This window comes from Enterococcus sp. 3C7_DIV0644 (assembly GCF_002141235.1).
Taxonomy (GTDB): Bacteria; Bacillota; Bacilli; order Lactobacillales; family Enterococcaceae; genus Enterococcus_D; species Enterococcus_D entomosocium.
Map to the genome: position 1 here is coordinate 1,781,934 of NZ_NGLK01000001.1, position 16,644 is coordinate 1,798,577.

The 16,644-nt window shown below is 44.7% G+C and carries 5 protein-coding genes; 2 read left to right on the forward strand and 3 right to left on the reverse strand.

The genetic code is table 11. The features are described from left to right. Positions 1-68 precede the first annotated feature (68 nt). Positions 69-5,927 (reverse strand): FctA domain-containing protein, encoded by a 5,859-nt coding sequence (locus tag A5877_RS08425; protein ID WP_086316695.1) that lies wholly within the window; start codon positions 5,925-5,927, stop codon positions 69-71. A 295-nt stretch (positions 5,928-6,222) separates the two neighbouring features. On the opposite strand from A5877_RS08425, the gene A5877_RS08430 reads away from it, so the two are divergent. Beyond that, positions 6,223-7,641, forward strand: a complete 1,419-nt coding sequence (locus A5877_RS08430) for a helix-turn-helix domain-containing protein (RefSeq protein ID WP_086316696.1) — start codon at positions 6,223-6,225, stop codon at positions 7,639-7,641. A gap of 214 nt (positions 7,642-7,855) precedes the next feature. Here the strand turns inward: A5877_RS08430 and rpoC are convergent, their stop codons facing one another. Further along, complete coding sequence (rpoC, locus tag A5877_RS08435; protein WP_034871965.1) at positions 7,856-11,506, reverse strand: DNA-directed RNA polymerase subunit beta'; 3,651 nt, start codon at positions 11,504-11,506, stop codon at positions 7,856-7,858. An 87-nt stretch (positions 11,507-11,593) separates the two neighbouring features. After that, positions 11,594-15,211, reverse strand: a complete 3,618-nt coding sequence (gene rpoB, locus A5877_RS08440; protein WP_008381746.1) for a DNA-directed RNA polymerase subunit beta — start codon at positions 15,209-15,211, stop codon at positions 11,594-11,596. 433 nt (positions 15,212-15,644) lie between these two features. Here rpoB and A5877_RS08450 point away from each other — a divergent pair, with 433 nt between their 5' ends. Then, entirely contained in the window at positions 15,645-16,607 is a 963-nt protein-coding gene (locus tag A5877_RS08450; RefSeq protein ID WP_086316698.1) for a biotin--[acetyl-CoA-carboxylase] ligase, read from the forward strand. Positions 16,608-16,644 lie beyond the last annotated feature (37 nt).

Sequence of the window (16,644 nt, forward strand, 5' to 3'; positions counted from 1 at the left end):
AGGACAGGAAAAAGCGGGACAAGTTGGTCTCATCCCGCTTTCTCTTTCTGCTCTGTTGCTTCCCCAGCCTATGATAACGGCGTCCGTTTTTTGCGATCAAGGTAGATGCCTACTGCGATTACTACTAACAACAGTCCAAGGACGACCCAACCAGCGGTCGTGGTGTCATTGGTTTTCGGTAAGTTGCCAGTGCCCGGCTTCGTTGTTTTGCCTTCTTTGACACGGTTGTTGAATACCATCTCTGCCGTTTGTTCCGCTTCAGCCACTAATTTTCCGTCTTGATCTTTGACGGTGACCGTTACTTGATAGGTGGTTTCATCATAGATGATCGTTGCGTCATTGCCAGCTTTTTCACGAATCGTGTAACGATGTTCCCCAGCATCGTCATACGTCAATGCATCAAAGGTAATCGTTCCATTTGCGTCATTGCGTTGGGTTTGCAGAACCTTTCCAGCTTCATCCACTAATTCAAATGCGAATTCGTTGGCTTGCAAGTCTCTACCCGTCAAGTCTTTCTTAGCACTTAGTACGACACTGCCAGCTTGTGGCTGGTAGCTGTTTTCAAAGACTCGATCGCCTTCGTATTCCGCCACTGCGGTCAACTGTCCGTCTTCATCCGTCACGGTCACAACTACTGCAAGTTCTTTCGTATCGTAGGTGATGGTACCGTCAGTTCCTGTTTTCTCACGAATGGTGTAGTGGTACTCACCTGTTTCATCATAGGCGAGAGCGTCAAAGTAGATCTTGCCAGTGGCATCATTGGCTTTTGTTTGAAGTACAGTTCCGGCTTCATCGACTAGTTCAAAATCGAATTCATTTGCTTGTAGTGTACGACCAGTTAAGACTTTCTCGCCACTTAGTACGACACTGCCAGCTTTTGGTTGATAGCTGTTTTCAAAGACTTGGTTGCCTTCGTATTCGGCAACTGCGGTCAACTGTCCATCTTCATCCGTCACGGTCACGACTACCGCTAGTTCTTTTGTATCGTACGTGATAGTGCCATCGCTGTCTATTTTCTCACGAATGGTGTAGTGGTACTCACCTGTTTCTTCGTAAGGGAGCGCGTCAAAGTAGATCTTGCCAGTGGCATCATTGGCTTTTGTTTGAAGTACAGTTCCGTCTTCATCCACTAGTTCAAAATTAAACTCATTTGCTTGTAATGTGCGGCCGGTTAAGACTTTCTCGGCACTCAATACGACACTGCCAGCTTTTGGTTGGTAGCTGTTTTCAAAGACTTGGTTGCCTTCGTATTCTGCCACTGCAGTCAATTGTCCGTCTTCATCAGTGACGGTAACGACTACTGCCAGTTCTCTCGTATCGTAAGTGATGGTGCCATCGTTTCCTGCTTGCTCACGGATGGTATAGCGGTATTCGCCAGTTTCCTCATAGGTGAGCGCGTCAAAGTAGATTTGTCCGGTTGCATCATTGGCTTTTGTTTGAAGAACAGTTCCTTCTTCATCTACCAGTTCAAAGGCAAATTCGTCAGCTTGTAAGGTGCGTCCGGTCAAGACTTTCTCGGCACTCAGTACGACACTACCAGCTTTTGGTTGATAGTCGTTTTCAAAGATCGCATTGCCATCATATGTTGCTTTTGCCACCAGTTGCCCGTCTTCATCGGTTACTTTCACGACAACGCCAATTTCTTTCATGTCATAGGTAATGGTACTATCTGCGTCAGCTTTTTCTCGAATCGTGTAGCGGTATTCGCCGACTTCGCCATATGTCAATTCATCGAAGTAGATTTGTCCGGTTGCGTTATTGGCTTTTGTTTGAAGTACATTGCCTTCTTCATCTACCAGCTCAAAGGCAAACTCGTTGGCTTCCAGCGTGCGACCGGTCAATACTTTCTCAGCATTCAGCACCACTCCGCCGTCTTTTGGCGTATAGTCATTTTCAAAGACTTGGTTGCCTTCATATTCCGCCACTGCGGTCAATTGTCCGTCTTCATCGGTGACGGTCACGACTACCGCTAGTTCTTTTGCATCGTAAGTGATGGTACCGTCAGTTCCTGCTTTCTCACGGATGGTGTAGTGATACTCACCGGCTTCCTCGTAAGGGAGCGCGTCAAAGTAGATCTTGCCAGTGGCATCATTGGCTTTTGTTTGAAGTACAGTTCCTGCTTCATTGACTAATTCGAAGTCAAATTCTTCTGCTTTCAAATCACGACCGATCAGCACTTTCTCAGCATTCAAAACGACACTACCGGCTTTTGGCGTATAGTCATTTTCGAAGACTTGATTGCCTTCATAGACTGCTTTCGCAATCAACTGGCTATCTTCTTCCGTGACGGTCACAGTTACCTTTAATTCTTTGTCGCTATAGGTGATGGTTGGATCATCGCCGGCTTTTTCCCGAATCGTGTAATGGTATTCGCCAGGCTCATTGTAAGTGATGGCGTCAAAGGCAACTTGACCGTTGCCATCATTAGTTTGTGTTAAAATCACAGAGCCAGTTTCATCCACTAGTTGGAACGTAAATTCGCCGTCTTTTAGCTCGCGCCCATCAAGCAGCTTCTGAACATTCAAGGCGTGGGTCGTTTCTTTGATTTCCCGCTTGTTGGCTAGTTCAAAGACATAATTGACTTGCTTATCAGAAATAGTGAAGGTGTACTGAGTCGCATCTCGTTCGTATCCTTCCGGTGCGGTGATTTCTTGGATCATATAATCGCCGTAACGCAGATTGTCGATCCGATCAATGGCGTTGCCGTTTTCCATGATCTGATTGTTTTTCACCACCAGGTTCGACAAGATGACTTCATAGGTATTTTGTACATTTTTGCGGCTTAATTGGAAAACCGCTTCTTCATCGATCCCTCGTTCTTTGGTGCCATCGGCATCGTATTTCACGATCGTCAAGGAACCGTTCGTCCCAGAAGACGTTCCGCTGCCATCTGTCGATTTGATGGTGATTTCTTTGGTTACTGTGTGAATCTCGATCTCACTACCCGTCAAATTGACATTATTGGTCACCCGTTCATTGTTCAAAATCCCGGGGTCAAGTTGTGTTTGATAAACGATAAAGTATGGTTTATCAATCATTTCTTCAAAAGCGATCACTAACGATTGCGTCCCTGCTACCACATCCGAGGTGATTTTCGGATTGTCTTCGTTGGTGAAGGTGACTTTTTCTCCTTTTTCCCACGTACCATTGTTTAAGACCGCTTCATACACATCTACGATCACGGCATCGTCGGCATCTCGTAAAAAGGTGTGTTGATTGTAGTTGATGGTATCGGTCACTACCGCATTGTGGATTTTGCGGCTGTCAGCATTGATCATGACTTCCCAATCGATCAACCGATTGTTTTCGGCATTCTGACTACCGTTTTTCATCAACCAGTCCGTTTTCGCCGACTTATCGGCTTGGCCATCCGCGGTCAACGTTGTATCGTTGTCTGTCAACGTGATGGTATTTTTGTAGGTAAATACATCTTCCGCTGCTTCCGTTGCCAAGAAGACCGCCAGTGTTTCTGAGGTTTCTTTCAGCAAGGTGATCGTAACTGTCTTCGTGTCAGGGTCATAGGTGTAACTGTAATCCTCGTTTAGCACCAATTGCTCTTTTAGTGCTCTGACTTGCGTCGTATATCCACTTACTGTGACCGTGTAAAGCGCCAGGTCTTTCAAGGTTTGGCCTTCTTGCAGCTGGTCAGTGATGACTGCATCTTTGTTGATTTTTTCTTTGTACGTATTGAATAGCCCCATCCAATAGACTTGATCGCTGGAAGCGGTCTGCTCATCAAAAATAGTTCCTAAGTTCCGACCTAATACGGCAGTAATCGCTTTGGCGACATCTTCCCCTTCACCAATAAATAGGCCGTATTTCAAGGCATTTTTTAACCAGTTGGTATCCATCCAAGTATTGGATTCAGAGGCTTCCGTGAACGTATTGCCGGCTTCGTCTTTATAATGGACAAACGCTGCATTACTAAAACGACTACTAGAACTTCCTAATGCGATCTGCTGTGAAACATCGAAGCTAGTTTTGAAATTAACCGTGATCGTTGCCGAGGTCGTTTGGTACGCCCCTTGCAGCTTGATCCGAAAACCAGTCTCAAGTTCCTTCGTTGAGCCATCGGCTAGCGTTTTCGTTTCTGTGATTAGCTCTAGCGTATAATCGGTATTGAGCTCTAAAGGCTCGGTCACTCCGCTTGCCGTCACTACCAGCGTATCCGCCAACAAGGCCAGTGCGCTGCTGTTTGCCCCTGAGATCAATTGATAGCGGTCTTCGATGATTAGGTCACTGACTTTTTGCTGATTGGTATTGGCATCAATTTTCCATGCGACAGTCTTCGTTTCATAGTCTTTGGTGCCAGCTGTTTTCACGACACCGATCGTTTTGGTTGGCGTCACTGTCCCACTGCCCGTCAATGAGGTATTTTGATTGTCGCGGATCGAAGCGTAGTTGTAAATACGAGTATCAGCTAGAACAGATTCATACAACTGGGTATCGTATTGGATCTTGTAGTAACCAGCTTTGGCAAACGTGATGCCAAAGCGGACGATTTTTCCCTCATTATCCAGCTGGTACGTCCCATCAAAGGACCAATCTTCTGCTGGGATAGAGTTACCATCTTTGTCCGTGATCACCAAAGTCTCTGGAACAAAAAAATGTAGGGCTTTTTCAGGATCCGTTCCTGAATAGGTCTGATCCAAAACTCTGGCTTGGTCTTTGTCCAATGTGACGGAAATTTCCCATGATGCTCGTTTCGTTTCTTGATCATAGCCTTTGAACCGTTTGTATTCCGATTGCTCATCGTAAGTAACCGTTGCTTCTGCAGTTTTTTCTGTAAAATCGCTGCCCTTGATTGTTGCCGTGTTTTTGAAAGAAGAAGCCGTTGGATCAGTGACTGCACTATTGATGACGATTCGAACCGGTTGATTAACCGTTTGATTGAAGGTAAACGTGTTGTTGACGCTGTTAAAGGTATATAAGCCATCGGTACGAACCCACTCCTCGGTGGCTTCATCGTACAAGTAGCCTGTCGAAGTACTATAAGACAAACCTTGAGGCATTTTATCGGTGATCACCACATCATGCAATTCACGACTGGTTTGGTTAAAAATAATTTCCCAAACCACTGAACCGCTGGAAGTCACGTTACCAGTCTTAATGATGTCGACTTCATAAATAGGCAATGTAATGATGATCTCATGACCATCTTCATCGTAGATCCCAGTATGAATCGTCACTTCTTCGGTGACAGTGCTCACACTTAATTCCGTAATTAGATCGATAGTCCCTGAGCGGTTGGAAAGTGTTTGTGCCGCTTCGTTAAAAGTAACAGTCAACGTGCCATCGAGTGCTAAGGTAAAGGTTCCGATCGATTGCCCACCAGAACGGGTCAATTCGCCGCTAACGGTGTTATGAATAGCAAAATATTCCGGTAATTGATACGTATAATAATCGCCAGCGCGAATTTCTTCCGTATCTGCTAACGACCAGTCAAAATGAATTTTGATGTTGCCGTTATACATCGGTGGATTTTCGGCAGTGAAGGGTTGATCGTTTAAGTCAGTAATTCGGACATTGTCAAAAAGTTGTACTCCCCGTTCGTTTAGGTTGGCACTAAGATTCTCAGCGGTAGTAGAAGCTTCCGTTTCCGCCTCAGTATCTGGTGCTCGGGGTTGAATGCTGTTTTGATTCAGTGTCGAAGATGCTTGGGTTGCTTGACTTTCACTAGGGACGGTTGCTTGTTCTTCTTCTGCTTGACTCGTTTCTGACTGAACTGCTCCCGCTGTCGATGAATCCGTAGGTGCTTTTTCCGTATCGATCGTTCCCGTCTCAGGATCGGTACTTTCCAGCGTTTCAGTCGTTCTTTCGGTACTTTCGGTTGCGTTGATTGCTTCTGCTAGTATGATCGTTGGTTCACAAAAAATGGAGCCAAGCAAGACTAGCAAACATATATAGATAGAAAATTGTTTTTTCATAATTGTTCATTCCTTTTTTATTTAAATTTTTTCAATTGATCTCGGAAACGCTCGACGAATAACATTGTTCAACAGTGAGCAATATATCCCAACAAACAACTGCTTTTTGCCTCCTCCCCATGATTCAAAAATTTTGGTCTTTGCTACTTGTATCAAACGTATTACTACTATTCCACACTTCTATTTTCCCAAAATTTTGGGGTGGGATGTATTCAAAAAAAATACAACACGCAATTTTTTTGAATACATGTAAAAACGTGATACTATTTACTTAAAAGGGGGCTCAGGGGCAATCATGTTACGGAAATTGTTATCATCTACGACACAAAAGAAACTACAGCTGATTGAGTATTTATTAGACGATCAGGGAACGAGTCTTCACGATTTGGCAGTAAAATTTTCCATTTCAATGTCTGCAGCAAAAACCTATATCGCGGAAATCGACAATGAATTTTCGTTTCTGGACTTACAATTTGACAATTATTCAGCTGTTCGCCTCCACTTGCATCCCTTTGCTACTCGGCTAGACGTATACAGCCAGTTTTTGACTCGCTCTTCTGCATTTCAATTATTGGAACTACTCTTCTCATCAAGTTTCACTAGTTATGATATGTTGGCTCTAGAATTAAATTTAAGCAAATCGTCGATCATTCGTTTGATCAAGAGGATCAACATGGTTCTGGCACCATATGATTTCTTCATCGCGACCAAACCCATCCAGTTAAAAGGAAATGAACACAACATTCGCCAGTTTTTTCTGATTTTCTTCTTAGAAAAGTACCAGTATGAATTTGTGGATGCCAACATCAACCAAGAACAGGATTTTTTGAAAATCGCTCGTATCATGGCAGCAGCGACACCCTTAAAGCTTTATTTTTCCGACATCAAAAAAATCGCTTTTGTGATCTATATCAACACGAAGCGCGATCGCCTATACGCCTCCAACCCCAATGGAAACCACGTCGAATATTTCTTAGAGAAAATCGATTTGAGCGAATTTACCGGCTACAGTCGGGCCTACGTCGAGAAAATGGTCGGTTATGTCACGACCCATATTGGTCAGGACCCCAACGTCTTTCGTAAGACCAAACAAGAGTTTTATCAAATGACCAAACGTATATTTAAAAAGTACAACTATCATGAAGCCGACTTTGAAGAGAAACTCGACGCTGTGGTCTTTTCTTATTTTCTTGGGATCAACTTGCGCGTTCCTTACTGCATCTTGGATGATCGCTTTGCTCGTTTTGTCAACAACTGTGATTTGGTCCAACAGGCAGTCAATCGAGACATCGTTCACCTTTTGACCCATTCAAATTTACCGATCATTCGACCAAGTACGATCAATTACCTGATTTATATTTTCCATATATCTTTCCCAAATTTCGCTAAAGAAATCATCGATGCCAATGCTGGCTTTCGCTTAGCTTTGTTTTATGATACGAATAGTTACCATACGGAATTTATCCAAACGAAAATCCAACAGTTTATTCCTTATCAGCTAACCATCACGATTTTAAATCCTCTGGACTCGTTTTCTCTGACCAAACTGGATGAGACGTATGATTTGATCATCGGCAATCTGACCCCCTCCTGCAGAAAAAACTTATTTCATTATGCAGACATCAATCTGACTTCGAATGACTTGGCGTTTATCGCTCGGCAGGTTCAGGAAAAGGGAATTCATATGCTGCAAGAACGGCAAGAGGAAAACTAATAAACAAAAAAAATCACCTTCGAAAGAGTTGAATGACGTACGCCAAGGAACAATTTGAGCGCATGTCGGGATTCATCATACTTTCGAAGGTGATTTCTTTTGCACATATGGACCTAATAACATTAATTTCTATAATATAGACAAAAAAAGCTTGCCATTCCGAAGAATGACAAGCTTTTCCGTCACACTGAGTCAATCAGGTGCTGGGCATTGATTAGTTCTGGCTGTTCAATGCGTCTTCAGCAGCCATTTGTGCTTCGATGTCTGAGATGCTGTAGACATTTTCGCTGGCAACTGTTACTTCTTTTGGTTCCATTTCACGGTAACGAGGCATACCAGTACCAGCTGGGATGATCTTACCGATGATAACATTTTCTTTCAATCCAAGAAGTGGATCTTTCTTGCCGCGAATCGCTGCATCGGTCAACACACGAGTGGTTTCTTGGAAGGACGCAGCAGACAAGAAGCTGTTGGTTTCCAAAGATGCTTTCGTGATTCCTAGTAGGACTGGACGGCTAGTTGCAGGAACGCCGCCGGCTACCAATGTGTCGTAGTTGCGGTCTTTAAAGTCGGCGATATCCAACAATGTTCCTGGCAAGATGCCTGAATCACCTGGATCCATGACGCGGACTTTACGCAGCATTTGACGAACCATTACTTCGATATGTTTGTCGCCGATTTCTACCCCTTGCATCCGGTAAACGCGTTGAACTTCCCGTAATAGGTAGTTTTCAACAGACAAGACATCGCGAACTTGTAACAGTTGTTTTGGATCGATCGAACCTTCCGTCAATGGCGCACCACGATGGATAAAGTCGCCTTCTGCTACTTTCATCCGGGCAGTATAAGGAACGGTATACGTACGCGTATCGGTTTCCCCTTTGATAGTCACTTCTTTGGTCCGAGTTGATGGGTCTTCTGAGATATCGATGACTTCTCCGGTAACTTCGGTAATGACCGCTTGTCCTTTCGGATTACGGGCTTCAAAGATTTCTTGGACACGAGGGAGACCTTGCGTGATATCGTCTCCGGCAACCCCGCCGGTATGGAAGGTACGCATGGTCAACTGAGTACCAGGTTCACCGATTGATTGGGCAGCGATGGTACCGACTGCTTCCCCAACTTCAACTTCAGAACCAGTAGCTAAGTTGCGGCCATAACAATGTTTACATACACCATGTTTGGTGTTACATGTAAAGACAGAGCGAATGGATACTGTTTCGATACCAGCGTCCACGATGGCTTTAGCTAAATCTTCAGTGATCAATTCATTGACCCCTAGAAGGACTTCGCCAGTTTCAGGATGGATCACTGATTTACGTGTGTAACGTCCAATCAAACGTTCTTCTAAGGATTCGATGATTTCGTTTCCTTCGCGAATTGCTTGAATGTCTAAACCACGGTCAGTACCACAATCGTCTTCACGGATGATAACATCTTGGGCAACGTCAACGAGACGACGTGTCAAGTAACCGGAATCGGCTGTTTTCAAGGCGGTATCGGTCATCCCTTTACGGGCACCATGGGTCGAGATAAACATTTCTAAGACAGATAGACCTTCACGGAAGTTTGAGATGATCGGCAATTCCATGATTCGTCCGTTAGGCGCGGCCATCAATCCACGCATCCCAGCAAGCTGAGTAAAGTTGGAGATGTTACCACGGGCACCGGAATCAGACATCATGAAGATTGGGTTTTTCGCTTCCAATGATTCCATCAGTTTTAACTGAATTTCATCTTTGGCTGCATTCCAAACACCAATAACTCGTTCATAACGCTCGTCATCGGTAATCAATCCACGACGGAATTGTTTCGTGATCGTTTCAACTTGTTTGTGGGCATTGTCGATGATTTCATGTTTTTCGTGCAAGTTCATGATATCAGCGATACCAACGGTGATACCCGCCATTGTTGAATGGCTGTATCCTAAGTCTTTCATGCGGTCAAGCATGCGTGACGTTTCAGTGATGCGGAAACGTTTGAAGACTTCTGAAATGATGTTTCCTAAGTTTTTCTTCTTGAATGGGCCAACAAGCTCTTGTTCTTTGATGAAGGCAGGCACATCTGTACCAGCTTCAATAAAGTACTTGTCTGGTGTTTGAACCGTCAAGTTGTAGTCTGTCGGTTCGTTTAAGAATGGGAATTCTGGTGGCATGATCGAGTTAAAGATCACTTTACCCACCGTTGTTACCATCAAGCGTTGTTTTTGTTCAGACGTGAATGGTTTGTCCCCTAAAGTGTTTGGATTGATAGCGATCCGTGTGTGTAAATGCACGTAGCCATTGCGCCATGCCGTAACTGCTTCGTCCATGTCACGGAAGATCATGCCTTCCCCTTCACGGCCTTCTTCTTCCATCGTCAAGTAGTAGTTCCCTAGGACCATATCCTGAGATGGTGTTACAACTGGTTTTCCGTCTTTTGGATTCAAAATGTTTTGGGCTGCTAACATCAGCATACGTGCTTCTGCTTGCGCTTCTTCGTTCAATGGTACGTGAACGGCCATTTGGTCTCCATCGAAATCGGCATTGTAGGCTTCACAAACAAGTGGGTGCAAACGAATGGCACGGCCTTCAACTAAGACGGGTTCAAATGCTTGGATACCTAATCTGTGAAGCGTAGGTGCCCGGTTCAATAGCACTGGATGTTCTCTGATGACATCTTCTAAGACATCCCAAACTTCGTCTTCTTGACGTTCGATTTTGCGTTTGGCATTTTTGATATTTGACGCGATTTCACGAGAAACAAGTTCCCGCATCACGAACGGTTTGAACAATTCGATCGCCATTTCTTTTGGCAGACCACATTGGTACATTTTAAGGAATGGACCAACGACAATAACTGAACGACCTGAGTAGTCGACCCGTTTTCCTAGCAAGTTTTGACGGAAACGACCTTGTTTCCCTTTCAACATGTGAGAAAGAGATTTCAATGGGCGGTTCCCTGGCCCTGCAACTGGACGGCCGCGACGACCGTTATCGATCAAGGCATCGACTGCTTCTTGTAGCATCCGTTTTTCATTTTGAACGATGATGTTTGGTGCATTCAAATCTAACAAGCGTTTCAAACGGTTGTTACGGTTGATTACACGACGATACAAGTCGTTCAAGTCACTTGTGGCAAAACGTCCACCTTCTAATTGCACCATTGGACGCAAATCAGGCGGGATAACTGGGATAACGTCCATGACCATCCAGCTTGGTTTGTTTCCTGAAGCACGGAATGCTTCTAAGATATCCAAACGGCGGATCGCACGGGTCCGTTTTTGACCAGTCGCGTTTTTCAATTCTTCTTTTAATTCAGCAACTTCGCCTTCAAGATCAACGCCATCTAATAATTGTTTGATGGCTTCGGCACCCATTGCTGCTGAAAATTCTTGACCGTATTGGTCACGTTTTTCACGGTATTCCCGTTCAGTCAATAGTTGTTTTTTCTCAAGGCTGGTGTTTCCTGGTTCAATCACTACGTATGAAGCAAAGTAGATGATTTCTTCCAATGCACGTGGGCTCATGTCTAAGACAAGACCCATCCGTGAAGGAATGCCTTTGAAGTACCAAATGTGTGATACTGGTGCTGCTAGTTCAATGTGTCCCATGCGTTCACGACGCACTTTTGAACGTGTTACTTCCACGCCGCAACGGTCACAAACGATGCCTTTATAGCGGATCCGTTTGTATTTGCCGCAAGCACATTCCCAGTCTTTGGTTGGACCGAAAATACGCTCGTCAAACAACCCTTCGCGTTCAGGTTTTAACGTACGGTAGTTAATGGTTTCTGGTTTTTTTACTTCACCATAAGACCAGCTTCTGATTTTTTCAGGAGAAGCCAAACCGATTTGCATACTTTCGAATTTATTTACATCGATCAAAAAAGGTTCCCTCCATTTCATTTCATGGACATATCCGATAGAACGGGGGCTATTTCCGCTAGTGGCGGAAATAGCGAGGGCCGTCTATTATTGCAAGCGATCTTCTGCTGTCTCGATTTGTTGGTTCAACGCGTCGGCGGCATTTTTAGCTTCTGTTTGTGCTTTTTGTTCTAATTCACGGGCTGTTTGTTGCTCCGCAAATTTTGTTAAGGCATCAACGGTGATCAAATCATCATCGTCATCATCCATATCACGCAGTTCGATCTCTGCATCATCGATATCTAGGACACGCATGTCTAGACCCAGTGATTGCAATTCTTTTACTAATACGCGGAATGATTCTGGTACACCTGGTTTTGGAATTGGTTCCCCTTTGACGATCGCTTCGTATGTTTTCACACGACCAACCACGTCATCTGATTTGTAGGTCAAGATTTCTTGCAAGGTGTAAGCAGCACCGTATGCTTCCAGTGCCCAAACTTCCATCTCTCCGAAACGTTGTCCACCAAATTGGGCTTTTCCTCCCAATGGTTGTTGCGTAACCAATGAGTAAGGTCCAATGGAACGGGCATGCAATTTATCATCGACCATGTGGGCCAATTTGATCATGTACATGACACCAACGGAGATGCGGCCATCAAATGGTTCGCCGGTACGTCCGTCGTAAAGCACTGTTTTGGCATCGCTGGCCATTCCTGCTTCAGCAACCGTTGCCCAAACATCTTCATCGCTGGCTCCATCAAAGACTGGTGTTGCCACGTGAATGCCTAATTGACGCGCTGCCATTCCTAAATGTAACTCTAATACTTGTCCAATGTTCATCCGAGAAGGTACCCCTAATGGGTTCAGCATGATATCGACTGGTGTGCCATCTGGTAAGAAAGGCATGTCTTCTTCTGGCATAATGCGAGAAACGACCCCTTTGTTTCCGTGACGTCCGGCCATTTTATCCCCTTCATGGATTTTCCGTTTTTGAACGATATAAACGCGAACCAGCATGTTCACACCTGGTGACAATTCATCGCCAGCTTCGCGGGTAAAGATTTTGACATCGTGGACGATTCCGCCGCCGCCGTGAGGCACGCGTAGAGAAGTGTCACGCACTTCGCGGGCTTTTTCACCAAAGATTGCGTGCAACAAACGCTCTTCTGCTGAAAGTTCCGTTACCCCTTTTGGAGTGACTTTCCCAACAAGCAGATCGCCATCTTTGACTTCCGCACCAATGCGGATAATACCCATTTCGTCTAGGTCTTTCAACGCGTCTTCCCCAACGTTCGGGATTTCGCGAGTGATTTCTTCAGGTCCTAATTTTGTGTCGCGGGCTTCTGATTCATATTCTTCAATATGGACAGAAGTGTAAACATCATCTTTCACCAAACGACGGCTCATGATGATGGCATCTTCATAGTTGTACCCTTCCCAAGTCATGAATGCGACTAAGACGTTTTGTCCTAGTGCCATTTCGCCTTGTTCCATAGATGGGCCATCTGCTAAGATGTCGCCTTTTTCCACTTTTTCACCAAGTGCCACTAATGGACGTTGGTTGTAGCTGGTTCCTGAGTTTGAACGACGGAATTTGGTAACAGAATAAACGTCCAATGCGCCATTGTCACGACGAACGCGCACTTCGGCTGCATCCACGTATTCTACGATCCCATCATGTTTACATAACAAAGCAGCTCCTGAGTCATGTGCTGATTTGTATTCCATACCAGTACCAACCCAAGGTGCTTTCGGATTGATCAATGGTACAGCTTGCCGCTGCATGTTGGCACCCATCAAGGCACGGTTGGAGTCATCGTTTTCCAAGAAAGGAATACATGCGGTTGCGACTGCGACTACTTGTTTTGGTGATACGTCCATGTAGTCGACTTTATCGATCGATACTTCCAAGTTTTCAGAAGTAGCACGCGCCATAACAACGTCGTTTACGAAAGAGCCGTCTTCATTTAACAAGCTGTTTGCTTGGGCCACAACGTAGTGGTCTTCGGTATCGGCAGTCAAGTAATCGATCTTGTCTGTAACACGGCCTGTTTCGCGGTCAACTCGACGGTATGGTGTTTCAATGAAGCCATACTTGTTGACTTTGGCATAAGAGGCCAAGCTGTTGATCAACCCGATGTTTGGTCCCTCAGGCGTTTCGATCGGACACATACGGCCATAGTGGGAATAGTGAACGTCTCGGACTTCATAGCCAGCACGATCACGCGTCAAACCACCAGGTCCTAAGGCAGATAGACGACGTTTATGGGTCAACTCACCCAGTGGGTTTGTTTGGTCCATGAACTGTGACAACTGAGAAGAACCAAAGAATTCTTTGATACTTGCGACAACCGGACGAATATTGATCAATTGTTGTGGTGTCAAGGTTTCGGTGTCTTGGATCGACATCCGTTCACGAACGACACGTTCCATCCGAGCAAGCCCGATCCGGAATTGGTTTTGCAATAATTCACCAACAGAACGAATCCGACGGTTTCCTAAGTGGTCGATGTCATCGACATTGCCGATGCCTTCCATCAAGTTGAAGAAGTAGCTCATTGAAGCAATGATGTCTGCTGGACGAACGGTACGTGTGGCAGTATCTGGATAGCCATTACCGATCACGTTGACTTCTTGTTCTGGATCTTTTGGTGAAAAGACTTTGATGACTTGGACCGTCATTGGTTCGGTAACGACCCCATCTTCTGATGGATAGTACGTTACACTGTTTAGGCCATTATCGATAAATGCGCCTAGTGTTTCCATGACTTGGTGAGTCAAAACAGTGCCTTTTTCAACAATGATCTCGCCTGTTTCAGGGTCAACCAAGGTTTCTGCTAAGGTCAAGTTCAATAGACGTGTTTTCAAGTCTAATTTTTTGTTTACTTTGTAGCGACCAACATTTGCTAAGTCGTAACGTTTTGGATCGAAGAAACGTGCGTTCAGCAAGCTGCGTGAGCTGTCTGCTGTTTTTGGCTCGCCTGGACGAAGACGTTCGTAAACATCTTTCAATCCTTCTTCGGTACGAGAATCGCTTGCGTTTTTATGCAAGTCTTTTTCGATCGTGTTACGCAATGATTCACTGTCGCCGAAAATTTCAAAGATCGTGTCATCAGAACCAAACCCTAGGGCACGGACTAAGACCGTCAAAGGAATTTTACGGGTACGGTCAATCCGTACGTAAGAGATATCTTTGGCATCAGTTTCCATTTCTAGCCACGCACCGCGGTTAGGGATAACAGTTGAACCAAAGCCTTCTTTGCCGTTTTTATCGACTTTGCCATGGAAATATACACCTGGAGAGCGGACCAACTGAGAAACGATAACCCGTTCTGCCCCGTTGATGATAAAGGTTCCTTGTTCAGTCATTAATGGGAAATCACCAAAGAATACTTCTTGGGATTTGATTTCCCCGGTTTCACGGTTCGTCAAACGCAAAGTAACATGTAATGGTGCCGAATAGTTTGCATCATGGGCACGGGCTTCTTCTACTGTATACTTTGGTTCTTTCAATTCATAATCCACAAATTCTAGGGACAAGTTACCGTTGAATCCTTCGATTGGCAAAATATCTTCAAACATTTCTCTCAGGCCCTCATCTAGGAACCATTGGTAAGAGTCGGTTTGAATTTCAATCAAATTCGGTAATTCTAATACTTCACTGATCCGTGCGAAACTTCTACGTTCGCGATGCTTTCCGTATTTTACTACGTGTCCAGCCAAGCTCTTCACCTCTTCATAAAGTCTTTCAAAAAGGCTATCCGATTATTTACAAAACTGTAACAAATATTAAATATAGGTTACAGAAAGCATTTTTTGCGGCTTTTAGGCAAAAAAAAACCAAAAATAGAACGGATGCATTGGGCATTTTCTACTTTTGTTTCCTTATTCCTAAGCCGAAACGGACAATATTTCGTTTCTGCTTTTTTCGTTCAGATAGTTTTTGCAACTCCTTATTATACAGATGAAGCACTTCTCTGTCAAGCTTTCATTGGAAGTTACAATGCTTTTCTGGTGCACCCATTTCCTAAGATTTTCTAAAGAAAAAAACAAGGCTGGTGTGGACTGTTTTTCGTAAGAAACTACTTTGCTTTTTGCCGATTTCTTGCTATGCTAACGAAAACGTTACACGTGAAACATTAGGAAGGATATCCTTATGACGACAAAAGAAAAAATACTGACCTTATTACAAAAAGAAGATACTGTGCTATCTGGAGAGAAACTGGCCCAAGCTTTGTCGATCTCTCGTACCGCAGTCTGGAAAGCCATTAAAGAACTCGAGAAAGAAGGCTATCATTTCGAACACTTGGCCAACGGCTATCGCTTTGTCTCGGATGATCGCTACGATCAAGCAGCACTTGCAGCCGCCTTGCCGATGATCCCCACGATTCAAATCAAGGATGCTGTTGAGTCTACTATGAAAGAAGCCAAGATCGCCGCTTTGGATAGTGGACTGGCAACCCCCGCCCTTTTTTTGACCGAAACACAAACAGGCGGCCATGGCCGCTTCGAACGACCGTTTTTCTCACCGAAAAAACAAGGGATCTATATGAGCTTGCTTTTAAAACCAAACCAAGCGTTTCAAGAATTGCCGCAATATACCGTTCTGGCGGCGGTAGCAGTTGCCGAAGCCATCGATGCCCTTCTAATGAAGGAAACGGCCATTAAGTGGGTCAACGATCTGTACTTAGATGGAAAAAAAATCTGCGGTATTTTGTCTGAAGCAACCAGTGACTTTGAGACAGGCCGTATTACTTCGGTTGTGATCGGTATCGGCATCAGTTTTTCAATTCCGCAACAGCAGTTTCCAGCAGAGATTCGGGAAAAAGCGACATCACTCTTTCCTGGTGAAGAGTATCCAACCTTTTCTCGGGCCGCGTTGATCCAAGAAATTTGGCGCCGTTTCTTCCAATTATTAGCGCAACTGCCTGACATGAATTATATGGCCCGCTATCGGCAGAAATCCTTTGTTTTGGGCCGCACCGTTCAATTTACGCAACAAGGTGTGACCTATGAAGGGATCGCCAAAGACATTACCAACACCGGTGAATTAGTGGTGGAAACAGCGACGGAGCGCAAGGTGCTTTCTTCTGGAGAAATCAGTTTGGAACGGTATTGATGCTGCGAAAAGTCGCAAATTCGCTTGCTGATTCGCT